The sequence below is a fragment of the Streptomyces sp. NPDC056600 genome (genome assembly GCF_042792855.1).
In the GTDB taxonomy this organism is placed as follows: domain Bacteria; phylum Actinomycetota; class Actinomycetes; order Streptomycetales; family Streptomycetaceae; genus Streptomyces.
Map to the genome: position 1 here is coordinate 30,747 of NZ_JBHTVQ010000029.1, position 14,824 is coordinate 45,570.

At 76.2% G+C, this 14,824-nt stretch carries 5 protein-coding genes; all 5 read right to left on the reverse strand.

The window, feature by feature from the left end; translation table 11 throughout:
- Nucleotides 1-160: 160 nt before the first annotated feature.
- On the reverse strand, nt 161-376 hold the full coding sequence (locus ACFRAV_RS16520) for an MbtH family protein (RefSeq protein ID WP_382555992.1): 216 nt from the start codon (nt 374-376) through the stop codon (nt 161-163).
- Nucleotides 373-7,608 carry an amino acid adenylation domain-containing protein gene (locus ACFRAV_RS16525; protein ID WP_382555995.1) on the reverse strand — a complete coding sequence of 2,412 codons (7,236 nt, stop codon included), beginning with the start codon at nt 7,606-7,608 and terminating at the stop codon, nt 373-375. Before ACFRAV_RS16525 ends, ACFRAV_RS16520 begins: the two co-directional genes overlap by 4 nt.
- Before the next feature lie 212 nt (nt 7,609-7,820).
- Nucleotides 7,821-11,651, reverse strand: coding sequence for a condensation domain-containing protein (locus ACFRAV_RS16530; protein ID WP_382555998.1), 3,831 nt, complete (start codon nt 11,649-11,651; stop codon nt 7,821-7,823).
- Between the two features lie 80 nt (nt 11,652-11,731).
- On the reverse strand, nt 11,732-13,642 hold the full coding sequence (locus ACFRAV_RS16535; RefSeq protein WP_382556001.1) for an amino acid adenylation domain-containing protein: 1,911 nt from the start codon (nt 13,640-13,642) through the stop codon (nt 11,732-11,734).
- Between the two features lie 8 nt (nt 13,643-13,650).
- The gene (locus tag ACFRAV_RS16540; RefSeq protein ID WP_382556004.1) at nt 13,651-14,724 is read right to left on the reverse strand and encodes a TauD/TfdA family dioxygenase; all 1,074 of its coding nucleotides are present in this window, start codon (nt 14,722-14,724) and stop codon (nt 13,651-13,653) included.
- Nucleotides 14,725-14,824: the final 100 nt, after the last annotated feature.

The window sequence follows — 14,824 nt, forward strand, 5'->3', positions numbered from 1 at the left end:
GGCTGTTTTTCTCCCGCTTTTCCCACCCGATTTCCGGCGTGTTAATTGGGGGTGGGGGTGGTGGGTTAAACGGTTCAAGCGCCGTGTCCCGCGGGAGCTGCGGGGCACGGCGCTTCTTCCGGTTTCAGGTGGGCCGGCGGTACCGGGTGGACCGGCGGTCTCAGGTGTACTGGGCGACGAGACTGCGCGGGCGGATGTCGGTCCAGTTGGCGGTGACGTACTCCAGGGCCTCGTCCCGGCTCCCCGGTCCCCAGGCGCTGGTCCACCCGGCCGGCACGTCCGCGAAGGCGGGCCACAGGGAGTGCTGCCCCTCGTCGTTCACGACGACGTGGAAGGTTCCCTCGGAATTGTCGAACGGGTTGACGGAATCACTCATGACTGGCTCCTCGATTCTTCCTTCTCCACGGTGGAGAGCTTTTCCGAAATGATTCTTCCGATGTGCGAGAGGGGTTCCGGTTCGGTCATGCGGAGGTGTTCGGATTCCACGGTGTGGTTGTCCACGACGCCCTCGGTGCAGGAGATCCACGTGGCGGCCAGGGCGCCCTCCGGTTCACCGGGCCTGCGGGCCGTGAAGAACGTCAGGTCCGCGTCGGCGACGCCCGGGACGTACCGCGCCATGAGGCCGGCGTGGGTCCGCGAGGCGTGCAGCACGGAATCCAGTTCCGCGGCGGAGAAGCCGGCCAGCACCGGGTCCTCACGGGCGATCCGTTCCCTCGCCGCGGCCGGGTCTGCGCCGCCCGGCACCGCCTCGCCCGCGCCGGGCTCCTCGTCCGGCAGCACGGACACGCTGCCGGGGCCCGTCAGGTGGGCGTCCATCAGCGCGAGGAGTTCGACGCGTTCGCCCGCCGCGCGCAGCCGCACCGCCATCGCGTGGGCGACGATCCCGCCGAAGGACCAGCCGAGCAGCCGGTAGGGGCCCCAGGGCTGCACCTGCCGGATCCGCTCCAGGTAGTCGTCGGCCATCTCCTCCACGCTGCCCGGCCGGTGTCCCGGCTCGCTCAGCGCCCGGGCCTGCAGCGCGTACAGCGGCTGGTCGTCGCCCAGGTGACGGGCGAGGCCCGCGTAGGACCAGCCGACGCCGGTGCCGGGGTGGACGCAGAACAGCGGGCGGCGGGCGCCACGGGTGCTCAGGGGCAGCAGCACGCCCAGCGCGCCGGCCGTGCCGTCGTCGTCCGCGCCGAGCAGTCCGGCCGGGGTGGGCTGCCGGAACAGGTCGCGGACGGTGCGCTCGACGCCCAGGACGCTGCGCACGCGGCTGACCAGGCGCACGCCGAGCAGCGAATGACCGCCCAGGGCGAAGAAGTTGTCGTCGATGCCGACCCGAGCCACGCCGAGGACCTCGGCGAACAGGCCGCACAACACCTCCTCGCGGGCATTGCGGGGCAGCCGGCCCTCGGCCGTGGCGGCCCGGTGCGGGGCGGGCAGCGCCGCGCGGTCCGGTTTGCCGTTGACGGTCAGCGGCAGGGAGTCGAGGACGACGACGGCGGACGGCACCAGGTGGCCGGGAAGCGTCCGGCGCACCTGGGCGAGCAGTTCGGCCCCGGTGACGGTGTGTCCGTCGCGTGGGACGACGTAACCGACGAGGGTCTTCCCGCCGGGCAGGTCCTCGCGGACGACGGCGAGCGCCTGCCCGACCCCGGGGAGGCCCGCCAGCGCCTGCTCCACCTCCCCGGGTTCCACGCGCACGCCGCGCAGCTTGACCTGGCCGTCCGAGCGCCCCAGGAAGCGCAGTTCGCCGGCGGGAGTCCACAGCACCCGGTCCCCGGTGCGGTACATGCGGCTGCCGTCGGTCTCGAACGGGTCGGGGACGAACCGTTCCGCGGTCAGGCCGGGCCGGCCGACGTAGCCGCGGGCCACGTGCGCGCCGGCGATGTACAACTCACCCGGCACCCCCGGCGGGACGGGACGCAGCGCCTCGTCGAGGACGTGGCCGCGGGTGTTGTCCATCGGGTGGCCGAGGTGGATCCCGGTGCCGCGCAGCGTGCGCTGCGCGGTGCCGAACCACTGGTTGTGGGAGGCGAAGGTGGTCTCGGTGGGTCCGTAGGAGTGGACCAGGACGGTGTCCGGGCAGTGGGAGAGGACCCGCTGGAGCGCGGCCGGGGCGACGACGTCGCCGCCGGTCCAGACCTCGCGCAGCAGCCGGAGGGTGTCCAGGCCCTCCTCGGCCATCAGGTGGAACAGGCCGGCGGTGAAGTAGGCGGCGGTGGCGCCGTGCTCGCGGACGGCCCGGGCCGTCTCCGTCAGGTCGGTGCCGTCGCCCGGCATCAGGACCAGGCTGCCGCCGGTGAGGAGCGGCACCCACATCTCGAAGACCGAGGCGTCGAACCCGGTCGCCGAGTGGACCAGCATCCGGTGCGGCGCACCGGCGGCGACGTCCCGGTCGGCGGCCAGCTCGAGCACGTTGCGGTGGGTCACCCCCACGCCCTTGGGCCGGCCGGTCGAGCCGGACGTGAACATCACGTACATCAGGTCGTCTCCGGTCGCCCCCGCGGCGTCCGCCGGGACACCGGCGGAGGCTTCCGGGCCCGCGGCGGTCCGGGCGGCCCCGGAGGCCGGGTCCGCCTCGGCGGGGGCGTCCACGGCCAGCACCCGCCAGGCGCCGGCCGCGTCGGGGCCGCCCGGCCCGGCGCCCGGCCCGGCGCCCGGCACCGCGGCGGCGCGGGCGGTGTCGGTGGCGACGAGCCGGGTCGCGCTGTCCGCGAGCATCAGCCGGAGCCGGGCGGCCGGCAGCCGCGGGTCCAGCGGGAGGTAGGCGGCGCCGCAGCGCAGGACGGCGAGAGCGGTGACCACCAGGGGCACGCCGCGTTCCAGCAGCACCCCGACGGTGTCGCCGCGGCGCACCCCGGCGGCGCGCAGGCGGGCGGCCAGGGCGGCGGCCCGCTCGTCGAGTTCCCGGCGGGTGACGGTCTCCTCGCCGGCGAACAGGGCGGGGGCGTCCGGGGCGCTCAGGGCGCGGCGGGCGATCAGTTCGTGGACCGTGCCCGACGAGGACCCGGTGGTGGCGGTGTCGTTGTGCTCGGCCAGCCGGAACCGGTCGGCGTCGGTCAGCAGCGGGACGTCGGCGACGCGGATGCCGGGGTCGGCGGCCGCCGCGCGCAGGATCCGTCCGAGGTGGGCGGCGAGCACGGCGGCGGTCGCCTCGTCGAACAGGTCGGCGGCGTACTCGACACCGCCCGCCATACCGAGCGGACGGCCCCGCGCGTCGCGTCGCTCGGTCAGGGCGAAGGTCAGGTCGAACTTGACGGACGCGGTGGACAGCAGTCCCGCCTCGGCGTCCCGGAACAGCTCCTGCCCGCCGCAGGCGGCCGGGTCGCCCGGGGTGTGCTCCTGGTGGAGCTGGACGACGATCTGGGCCAGCGGGTGACGGGCGGCGGAGCGGTCCGGGTTCAGGTGCTCCACGACGCGTTCGAAAGGCAGGTCCTGGTGCGCGTAGGCGGCCAGGTCGGCCTGACGGACCCGTTCCAGGAGCTCGGCGAAGGCGGGATCGCCGGAGGTGTCGGTGCGCAGCACCAGGGTGTTGACGAAGAACCCGACGAGGCCGGCGAGCCTCTCGTCGTCGCGTCCGGCGGTCATGGTGGCCAGCGGCAGGTCGGTGCCCGCGCCGTGCCGGGTGAGGAGGGCGGCGAGCGCGGCCTGCAGCACCATGAACAGGGTGGCTCCGGTGCTCCGGGCCAGCTCGTCGAGGGCCTGGTGGGTGGCGGCGTCGAGGACGATCGGGACGTGCCCGCCCCGGTGGGAGGGCTCGGCGGGGCGGGGCCGGGCGGCCGGCAGCTCCAGCACCGGCGGGGCTCCCGCCAGGTTCCGCTCCCAGAACTCCAGGTGACCCCGGACGGCCGCCTCGTCGGAGGCGAGTTCGTGCTGCCAGAGGGCGTAGTCGGCGTACTGGACGGGCAGCGGCTCCCAGCCGGGGGCGCGGCCCTCGGCGCGGGCGCGGTAGGCGGCGGCGAGGTCGTCCAGGAGGGGCCCGACGGACCAGCCGTCGGCGGCGATGTGATGGAGCACCAGGACCAGGAGCTGCGCGCCGTCGTCCTCCTCGACCAGCCATGCCCGCAGCGGGATCTCGTGGGCCAGGTCGAAGACGTGCCCCGCGGCCTCGGCGACCGTGGCGGCGAGCCGGCCGGGGGCCGCCTTCCGCCGGACCAGGACCGGCCGGGCGGCGGGCAGGACCTCCTGGTGGGGTTCGCCGTCCGCCGACCTGTACACGGTGCGCAGCACCTCGTGCCGGTCGGTCACGTCGGCGAGGGCCCGCTCCAGGACGCCGGCGTCCAGCGGCGTGACGGGGCGCAGGACGAGGGGGATGTCGTAGGCGGCGCCGGGACCCTCCATGACGTCCACGAACCACAGCCGCCGCTGGGCGGAGGACAGCGGGAGGCGTTCGGGGCGGTGCGCGCGGGGAACCGGCCGGGGACGGGACCCCCCGGCCGGCGCCGCGCCCGGCAGCGGGCCGACGGCGGCGATGCGGCGGGCGAGCGCGTCGGGGGAGGGGGCGAGCAGCAGGTCGCTGACGCGGACCTCGGCGCCGAGGCGGGCCCGGATCCGGTTGGCGAGGCGGACGCCGCTCATGGAGTGTCCGCCGATGGTGAAGAAGCCCTCGTGCGGGCCCACGTCCTCCAGGCCGAGGATCTCGGCGAACAACTCCCGCAGGACCGCCACGTGTTCGGCGGGCGGCTGCTGCCCGCCGTCCGGGTCCTGACCCGCCTCGGCGGTGACCGCCGCCGCTGCCGCCGCTGCCGCCGCGGCGGTGCGCTCGCGGCGTTCGTCCAGACACCGGCGGTCGGCGGGGGCGATCAGCTCGCCGTCCTCCACGCGGGCCGCGGGGTCGTCGGCGGCGGCGCGCAGGGCGCGCTCGAAGGCGGTGAGCAGGAGACGCACGGTGTCCTCGTCGAGGACGTCGTGCGCGTACTCCAGGCCGATGCGCAGGCCGGCGGGGGAGCCGTCCGGGTCGCGGTGTTCCACGCAGGCGGCGGTCAGGTCGAAGGGGGTGGTGGCCGGGCCGTCCCCGGCGAAGCGGCCCGGCACCGGACCGAGGGCGAAGGAGGTGTCGGCGGATGCGGCGGGCGTGAGGGTGAGCATCACCTGGAACAGGGGGTGGACGCCCGGCGTGCGGGGCGGGTTGAGGTGCTCGACGAGCAGGTCGAACGGCACCCGCTGGTGGGCGAAGGCGGCGAGGTCGGCCTCGCGGACCCGCTCGAGGAGTTCGGCGAAGGCCGGTGCGCCGGAGGTGTCGGTGGGCAGCACCAGGGTGTTGACGAAGAAGCCGACGAGGGAGTCGAGGGCCTCGTCGTCGCGTCCGGCGACCGGGGTGCCCAGGGCGACCCGCTCGCCGGCGCCCGCCGCGCGCAGCACGAGGGCGAGGGCGGCCTGCAGCACCATCAGGACGCTGGCGTCGTGGTCGGCGGCCAGCCGGGCGAGGCGGACGTGCGTCGCGGCGTCGACGTCGGCGGTGACCAGGGCGCCCCGGCGGCCGGGGACGGCGGGGCGGGGACGGTCGAGGGGCAGGTCGGCCACCGCGGGCACCCCGTCCAGGGCGGCCCGCCAGTGGGCCAGGCCCCTGGAGACGGCGGAGTCCGCGTCCCGGGGGTCGCCGAGGACGTCGTTCTGCCACAGCGTGTAGTCGGCGTACTGGACGGGCAGCGGCTCCCAGCCGGGGGCGAGGCCCCGGGCCCGGTCGGCGTAGGCGCGGGCCAGGTCGGTCATCAGCGGGGCGAGGGACCAGCCGTCGCCCGCGACGTGGTGCAGGAGCACGGCGAGGGTCGCGCCGCGGCCGTCCCGCGGCAGGAACAGGGCGACCCGCAGGGGCAGGTCGCGGGAGAGGTCGAAGCTCTCGGCGGTGAACCGGGCCACCCGGCCCGGGACCTCGCCGGCCGGGCACTCCACGGTGCGCAGCCGGACCACCGAGGGGGCCAGGACGTGCTGGTACGGCTCCTCGTCCGGGGTGAGGAACACGGTGCGCAGCACCTCGTGCCGTTCGGCGAGGTCGGTGACGGCGGCGGCCAGCACGGCCGGGTCGGGACGCGCGTCCAGTTCGAGGACGATCGGCATGTTGTACGCGGCGGACGGGCCGTCGAGCTGGTCGACCAGCCACAGCCGCCGCTGGGCGTGGGACAGCGGCACCCGGTCCTCGGGGGACAGCGGCCTCTCGTGGACGACCGGCAGCCGCGGGTCGGCGGTGCGCAACGCCTTGCGGTCGATCTTGCCGGAGCTGGTGCGGGGCAGGGCGACGACGACGGCGACGGCGGCCGGGACGGCGGCGGCCGGCATGCGCGCGCGCACCCAGTCGCGCAGCTCCGCCGCTCCCGCGCCGCCGTCGGTCACCACGAAGGCGACGAGCCGCTTGACGCCGGCGGCCTCCTGCTGGGCGACGACCGCCGCCTCCCGGACCGCGGGGTGGCCGGCGAGGACGGAGTCGACGGCGGCCGGGTCGATGCGCTGCCCGCCGATCTTCACCTCGTCGTCGACGCGGCCGTGGAAGAGGATCTGCCCGTCGTCCCCGACGGCGACCAGGTCCCCCGTGCGGTAGGCGCGTTCCCCGTCCAGCGTGGTGAAACGGCGGGCGTTCAGCTCGGGGCGGCCGAGGTAGCCGCGGGTCAGGCCGCCGCCGAGCAGCCACAGTTCGCCGTCGACGACGGCGGCGCGGACCCCGGGCAGGGGGCGGCCGATGGGGACGGGCCCGCCGTCGTGGTCGGTCAGGTCGGCGACCGTGGCGGCGACCGTCGCCTCGGTGGGCCCGTAACTGTTGAGGAGGCGGACCCGGCCGCCGGTCAGGTCGCGCCACTGGGCGACCCGCTCCGGCAGGGCGGCCTCGCCGAAGGTCCCCACCAGGCGCAGGCAGCCGGGCAGCCGCGCGGACCCGGTGGACAGCACGTGGACCAGCTCGTGCCAGTAGGCGGCGGGCAGGTCCACCAGGGTGACGCCGTGGCGGGCACACCCGGTCAGGAACTCGCCCACGTCCAGCATGTCGTCGGTGCGCAGCACCAGGGTGGCGCCCGCGCCGAGGGCGCTGAAGATCTCCTGCACGCTGGCGTCGAAGTGCAGCGGGCTGAACTGGAGGAGCCTGTCGTCGGGGCCGATGCCGTAGGCGGGGATCACGCCGGCCGTGAAGTGGGCGAGGGAGTCGTGGGCGACGACGACGCCGTTGGGGGTGCCGGTGGACCCGGAGGTGTAGATGACGTAGGCGGCGTCCGCGTCGACACCGGGGCCGGGCAGGACGAGTTCGCTGTGCCGGGCGACGTCGGCGGGCGAGGGCGCGCCCTGACCGCAGCAGTCCCGCAGGATCGCCTCGTTGCGCGCCTCGGGCGCCTGGACGTCCAGCGGCAGGTAGGCGGCCCCGGTGGTCAGGACGGCCAGGATGCCGACGATCGCCTCGACGGAGCGCGGTCGGTGCAGGGCGACCAGGCGGCCGGGCCCGGCGCCGGCCGCGGCCAGCTCGGCGGCCCGCCCGTCCACCGCGGCGGCGAGCTCGGCGTAGGTGAGGTGGACGCCGCCCTGGACGAGGGCGCGGGCGCCGGGCCGCACGCGCGCCTGGCGGGCGACGAGCTCGAGGACCGGCGGGGCCGGCGACGGGGACGGTCCGCCGTCCAGCAGGTCTTCCGTTCCTATGGGGGGCATGCTGAGTTCCTCCGGTGAAGGGCACGGCCGAGAGACCGGGGCGAACGGTTCCTCTCGCCTCCGTGCCCTTCACGCTAGGGGCGGCCGGGCCGCCCCCGGGGCAGTGCGCGCGGCAGATGCGGGCGGCAGGAACGGGCTGACCGCAGCTGCCGCTGCCGCCCCGCGACGCACCCGCGCCGGCAGCGGGTGCCGCCGGCGCGTCGGACCGTGCGTCAGAAGGCGGCGGCGCGCGCGCCCGCCCGGGTGCGGCGCCGCAGAGCGGTCGCCGCCGGACTCCCGCCGCCCGTCATGCGGCGGGCCAGGGCGGCCGCGGTCGGGTTGCGGAACACGTCCTGCAGGCTGAGGTCCTGGCCGAACTCGGCGCGGATCCGGTTGAGCAGCCGCACCGCCAGCAGGGAGTGCCCGCCGGACTTGAAGAAGTTGTCCTCCCTGCCGACCTCCCGGCCGCCGAGGACCTCACGGAAGACGTTCAGCAGGCGTTCCTCCCGGCCGTCCGGGGCCGCCGGCCGGGGCACGTCCTTCTCCGGCGGGACGTGGCCGTGCTCGCCCGGAGCGGGCAGCCGCGTCACCTCGACCACCCGGGTGGGGGCCAGGTACTCGGGCAGCCGGTCGGCGGCCCAGCCGCGCAGCTCCTGCCCGCTCACGCCTCCGGGCAGACAGGTGACGTACGCGTACAGCCGGTCGTCGCGGACGGCGACGGCCGCGCCCGTCACGGCGGGATGGCGGAGCAGGACCTCCTCGATCCGGCCCGGCTCCACCGGGTAGCCGCCCACCGTGAGGACGGGCACCGGGCGCAGCGTGCCGTCGGCCGCGGCGAACGCGCGCCGACCGGTGGGACGCAGCCCGCCGCCGGGAGCCGGTTCGTGGACCTCGCCGGGCACCCGCACCGCGGCCGGCCGCCCCCGCTCGTCCAGGACCGTCTCCCGGCCGGCCGGGGCCGGCGGGCCGTACACGAGCTCGGAGATCGGCGCGGCGGGGTCGGCGGCCAGCGCGTCGAGGGTCTCGGCGAGCCGCCGGGCCAGCAGGCACGCGGTCTCCTCGTCGTAGAGGGCGGTCGCGTACTCCAGGACGCCCTGGAGGCCGGCGGGCGCACCGTCCGGGCCGGTCCGCTCGGTGAGCGCGAAGGTGAGGTCGCACTTGGCGCCGCCGGCGCGGAAGGCGACCGGATCGCCGTCCAGGGCGGACGGGGCGGACGCGGCGGACGGCCCGGAGGGCGCCGCGTGCACCTGGAGCATCACCTGCACCAGCGGGGCGTGGGCGGCGGACCGGTGCGGGCTGAGGTGTTCCACCAGCCGGTCGAAGGGCAGGTCCTGGTGGCTGTACGCGGCGAGCCCCGCCTCCCGGACCCGCCGCACCAGCTCGGCGTAGGCCGGGTCGCCGGAGGTGTCGGTGCGCAGCACCAGCGTGTTGACGAAGAATCCGACGAGCGGGTGCAGGGCGTCGTCGCCGCGCCCGGCGACGGTGGTGCCGATCGCGACGTCGCAGCCCGCGCCGTGCCGGGACAGGACGGCGGCGAGGGCGGCCTGCACCACCATGAACAGGGTGGCGCCGCAGTCCCGGGCACCACGCAGCAGCGCGCGGTGGGTGGCGGCGCCCACGGTGAACCGGGCAAGGGCGCCGGCGCCGTCGCTCTCCGCGGGGCGCGGCCGGTCCGTGGGCAGGGCCAGCAGCGGCGGCGCTCCGCGCAGGGCGTCCCGCCAGTGGGCGAGCTGCTCCCCGGCGATCCCGCTCCCGCCGCTCCCGACGCTCCCGCCGTTCCCGTCGTCCTCGCCGTCCTCTCCGTCCAGCAGGGTGCGCTGCCACAGGGTGTAGTCGGCGTACTGGACGGGCAGCGGCTGCCAGTCGGGGGCGCGGCCCTGGGCGCGGGCCCGGTAGGCGGTGTCGAGGTCGGCGAGGAGGCAGTCGGTGGACCAGCCGTCGCCCGCGATGTGGTGCAGGAGCAGCACCATCACCTGACCGCCGTCGGCCTCCTCGATCAGCCAGGCCTTCAGCGGGATCTCTCGGGCCAGGTCGAAGACGTGCCCGGCCGCCGCGTCGACGGCCGCCTCCAGCTGCCCGGGACCCCCGGTGCGCACCAGGGTGAGCTCGGGCTCGGCGTGGTCCAGGACCTCCTGCCAGGGCTCGCCGTCCTCGGACCGGTACACGGTGCGCAGCACCTCGTGGCGGGCGGCGACGTCGGTCAGCGCGTCGGCGAACGCGGCCGGGGCGACGGGGCGGCGCAGCCGGGTCACCACCGGAATGTTGTAGGTGGCGGAGGGGCCCTCGAGCCGGCCGACGAACCACAGCCGCCGCTGGGCGGCGGACAGCGGGATCCGGGCCGGCCGGCGCTCCGGCGGGACGGCCCGCAGCGGCGGGCGCCCCGGACCCGCGGAGCGCTCGCCCAGCAGGCGCAACAGCCGCCGGGGGGTGGGGGCGAGGAAGACGTCGCGGATCTCGGCGTGCAGGCCGAGCGCGCCGCGGACGCGGTTGGCGAGTTTGCCGGCGAGCAGCGAGTGCCCGCCCAGCTTGAAGAAGTTGTCGTCCGGCCCGGCGTCGTCCCGCCGGAGGACCTCCGCGAACAGGCCCCGCAGTATCTCCTCGCGGGGGTCCGCCGGCGGCCGGCCGGCGACCGGCGCGTCGTCCTGCGACTCGCGCCGCCGGCCGGTGCCGGGCCGCCCCGCGCGGGAGAGCGCCCGGTACCGGCGGTCGAGCGCCCGGCGCTCCTCCTCGGTGAGCAGTACGGCCCGGCTGAGGGGTGTACCGGCCGGCTGTTCGGCGAGGACGCGGAGCGCCCGCCGGAACAAGGCGAGCAGCAGTCGCGCGGTGTCCTCGTCGTACAGGTCGGTGGCGTACTGCAGGCCGAGCGCGACCCCGTCGGGTTCGCCGTCGGGGCGGTGCGTCTCGGCGCAGCTGAAGGCGAGGTCGAACTTGGCGGTGGCCAGGTCGGCCCCGTCCAGGACAGCCGGTATGCCGCCCAGGCGGACGGTGGCGTCCCGCGCGGTCTGCGCGGCGAGCGTCACCTGGAAGAAGGGGTGGCGGCCGAGGGACCGTTCGGGGTTGAGGTCCTCCACCAGCAGGTCGAAGGGCAGGTCCTCGTGGGCGAAGGCGGCCAGGTCGCGTTCGCGGACCTGGGCGAGGACCTCGCCCAGGGTGGGGTCGCCGGACAGATCGGTCCGCAGGGCCAGGGAGTTGACGAAGAAGCCGACCAGCTCGTGCAGGTCCTCCTCGGGGCGGCCGGCCACCGGCGCGCCCACCACCACGTCGTCCCCGGCTCCCGCCGTCCGCAGGGCGAGCGACAGGGCTGCCCGGCAGGCCATGAAGAAGGTCGCCCGGTGGGCGCGGGCGACACCGGTGAGCGCCTTGTGGGCGGCGGCGTCGAGTTCCGCGGTGACCACCGCGCCCCGGCCGGTCGGTTCGGCGGGGCGGGGCCGGTCGGCCGGCAGCCGGGTCTCGGCGGGGGCGCCCGCCAGGGCCTCGCGCCAGTGGGCGAGCTGCTGGTGGGCGGTGCTGCCGGGGTCCCCGGGGTCGCCGAGCATGTCCCGCTGCCACAGCGCGTAGTCCGCGTACTGGACGGGCAGCGGCTCCCACCCGGGTGCCCGGCCGCTCAGCCGGGCCCGGTAGGCGGCGTCGAGGTCGGTGAGGAGGCAGCCGACGGACCAGCCGTCGGAGGCGATGTGGTGGATCAGCAGCGCCAGCACGGCGGTGTCGTCCGGGCCGGTGAACAGGCGTGCCCGCAGGGGCAGTTCGACGGTGATGTCGAGGGGAGTGCGGACGAACGCGGTGACCGCCGCCTCCAGGTCGTCGCCCGGTGCGCAGCGCTGCGCCTCCAGCCGTACGTCCGGTGCGTCGACGATCCGCTGGCAGGGCTCGGCGTCCTCGGCCGCCGGGTAGACGGTGCGCAGGACCTCGTGGCGTTCCACGACGTCCCGCACCGCGGCCTCGAGCGCCTCCCGGTCGGGGACGGCGGCGAGGCGGAGCACGACGGGGGCGTTGTAGGCCGGCGACGCGCCCTCCAGGCGGTTCAGGAACCACAGCCGGCGCTGGGCGTAGGACAGGGGGATCACGGTTGCTGCTCCTCGGGGATGGCGGGGGCGGGCGGGTCGGGGGACCGGTGACGGGGTCCGCCCGGCGGCGTGCGCGGAGGTCAGGCATCCCGCGCGGCCGTCAGCTCCTCGATGTGCGCGGCCAGGTCGCGCAGCCGCGGATGGGCGTACACGGCCTTCACCGGCAGGGCCAGGGACAGTTCCGCCCGCACCCGGGAGACCAGCTTGATGGCGAGCAGGGAGTGCCCGCCCAGCTTGAAGAAGTTGTCGTCCGGGCCGATCGACGCGGCGCCCAGGACCTCCCCCCACACCCTGGCGATCAGCTCCTCCGCGCGCCCGCGCGGGCCGTCGCCGCCGTCCGCGGCGGCACGGGAGGCGGCCTGCGCGCGGGAGCCGGCCCGCGCCTCGACGCAGGCGGGCAGCGCGGACCGGTCGAGCTTCCCGCTGGGCGTCGTCGCGAACCGGTCCACGGCGACGAACGCGGACGGCACCATGTACGACGGCAGCGTCCGCGCCAGCCGGGTGCGCAGCTCCGGCGCGTGGCCGCCGCGGTGGTAGGCGATCAGGGCCGGTTCGCCGCCGGCGTCCTCGCCGAGGATCACGGCGGCCTCGGCGACGCCGCCCACACGGGTGAGGGCGGCCTCGATCTCCGGGAGTTCGACGCGGTGGCCGCGCACCTTGACCTGGCCGTCGGCGCGGCCGAGGTAGACCAGCCGGCCGTCGGGAAGCAGCCGGCAGCGGTCACCGGTGCGGTACACGCGGGATCCGGGGAGGCCCGAGGGGGCGGCGACGAAGCGCTCCGCGGTCAGGGCCGGCCGTCTCCGGTAGCCGCGGCCCACCCGCGGCCCCGCCAGGTGGAGCTCGCCGGTCCCGCCCGGCCCGACGGGGGCCAGGTTCTCGTCCAGCAGCAGCATCCGCAGGCCCGGCAGGACGGTCCCCAGGTGCGGTTCACCGGGCCCGTCGATCCAGCCGGCGGTGGCGTCGACGGTGCACTCGGTGGGGCCGTACAGGTTGACCGCGCGCAGCAGACCGGACCGGTGGGCGGCGGCCAGCCGGTCCCACAACGACGGGCTGATCGCCTCGCCGCCCACCAGCAGGGTCAGCGGGCGGGGACCGCCGCCGGCGGTGAGCAGTCCGAGCAGCGGGTCGGCGTGCGAGGGGGTGATGTCGAGGTCGGTGAGGGCCTGGTCGTCGACGAAGGCGGCCAGCAGCGCCGGGTCGCGGCGGGTCTCCTCGTCGATCATGACGAGGGTGTCGCCGCGGCACAGCCGCACCCACTGCTGCACGGACGCGTCGAACGACGGGGAGGCGTTCCAGCCGACCCTACGGCCCTCACCCGCGGCGATGCCCGCCTCCTCCAGCTCCCGCAGCAGGAGGGAGACGGCGCCGCGGCCGATCTCCACGCCCTTGGGACGGCCGGTGGAGCCGGAGGTGTAGATGACGTAGGCGAGGGTGTCCGGGGTGACCGGCACCGGGGCGAATCCGGCCCGGTCGGCCCGGTCGGCCAGGTCTGCGGTGAGCTCGGGCAGGGCGACGGTCCGGGTGGAGGTCCGGGTGGCGGTGGTCGCGGGCTCGGCGGCGCCGTCGGTCACCACCAGGTCCGCGCCGGAGTCCTCCAGCAGGTAGGTGCGGCGCTCGGCGGGCAGTGCCGGGTCGATCGGCAGGTAGGCGGCCCCGGCGGTGAGCGTGCCGACGATCGCCGTGACCAGGCCGGCGCCGCGCGGCAGGCACAGCGCCACCACGCTCTCCGGTCCGATGCCGAGCCCGGCCAGGCGGGCGGCGAACACGGCGGCCTCGGCGCGCAGTTCGTCGAAGGTGAGCTCCAGGCCGTCGGCGACGACCGCGGTGCGCCCACCGGGGACGGCGGCGAGCCGGGCCATCAGGTCGGCGGCGCCGGTGCCGGCGGCGCACCCGCCGCACGGGCAGTCGGCCGGGTGGGGCCCGTGCCCAGGACGCTGGGCGGCCGGCTCCGCCACGGTGACGGCGGAGCGCTCGGGGAGGACGGCGGTCATGGCGGGGCTCACTTTCCGTACGGGGTGGTGGACGGGACGGTGGTGGGGGAGCAGTCGGACAGGGCCACCGGTTCCCCCATGGCGACGAGGATCTTCCGGTCGCCGGTGAACGACTCGCGGCCGTGCGCGCAGAGGATGTTGTCGACGAGCATCAGGTCGCCCGCCTGCCAGCTCTCCCGCACGGTGACCGCCTGGTAGACGTCGTTGATCGCGTCGACCTCGGCGTCGGTGAGCGGGGAGCCGTCGCCCAGGTAGGTGTTGAACGGCAGGCCGTCCTCCCCGAAGGTCTCGGTGAGGACCTCACGGACGTCCTCGTCGAGGCTGCGGGCGTTCCAGAACGCGAAGTGGTTGAACCAGGTCCGCTCGCCGGTCACCGGGTGGGTGATGATCGCGGAGCGGCGCTGACGGGTGCGCAGGGTGTCCTCGTCCAGCCATTCGTAGCCGATGGCGTTGGCGTCGCAGTACGCCTCGGCGCCGGCCGGCTCCTCGGAGGAGAACGCCTTGCGCCAGGGCATGCCCGCCAGGTCGGAGTAGTTGCGCACCAGCAGCCAGCCCGCCTCGGCGAACCGGGCGGCCAGGTCCTCGGGCAGCAGGGCGAGCGCCCGGCGCATGTCGCCCACGGTGGTCGCCCCGCCGGTCTCCGGAGCTGTCGCGCAGCCGAAGAGCAGCACGCCGGGGAAGTCGAGGGTGTAGCTGTTCTCGTTGTGCAGGCGGATCGGCTGGGCGGCCGGCAGGTCAGTGGAGGAGAACACCCCCTCGCCGAAGTCGGTGCGCGGGGTGGCCTTCTCCTTGTAACCGGCCCGCACGGCGATCAGCGCGTCGCGTGCCGCGGCGAACGACTCCGCGTCCGTCACCGGCAGCCCGCGCAGCATGACCGCACCGGACCGGTGCAGCTCGGCGCGGATGGCGGAACGCCGGCCGGAGAGCCAGGCGACGGCCTCCTCCATGGTGGCGAAGCCCGGCGTGCGGACGACGACCGGCTTGCCGGGCTCCCGGCTGACGGCCAGGTCGGTGCCGGCGGTGCCGGCGGTCTCGGAGGCGGCGGTCTCGGAGGCGGCGGGGCTCTGGGCGAATGTGGTCATGGCGGTTCCTCAGGTCGGTTCGATGCGGCAGGAGGGGGAAGGCCGGGCGGGGGCCGGGTGGTTCGGGTCGTTCGGCTCGGCGGGTCGTTCGGCTCGGCGG

Coding starts and splice junctions, on each gene's coding strand:
- ACFRAV_RS16520 (WP_382555992.1), bottom strand. CDS start 376: ATGAGTGATTCCGTCAACCCGTTCGACAATTCCGAGGGAACCTTCCAC.
- ACFRAV_RS16525 (WP_382555995.1), bottom strand. CDS start 7,608: ATGCCCCCCATAGGAACGGAAGACCTGCTGGACGGCGGACCGTCCCCG.
- ACFRAV_RS16535 (WP_382556001.1), bottom strand. CDS start 13,642: ATGACCGCCGTCCTCCCCGAGCGCTCCGCCGTCACCGTGGCGGAGCCG.
- ACFRAV_RS16540 (WP_382556004.1), bottom strand. CDS start 14,724: ATGACCACATTCGCCCAGAGCCCCGCCGCCTCCGAGACCGCCGCCTCC.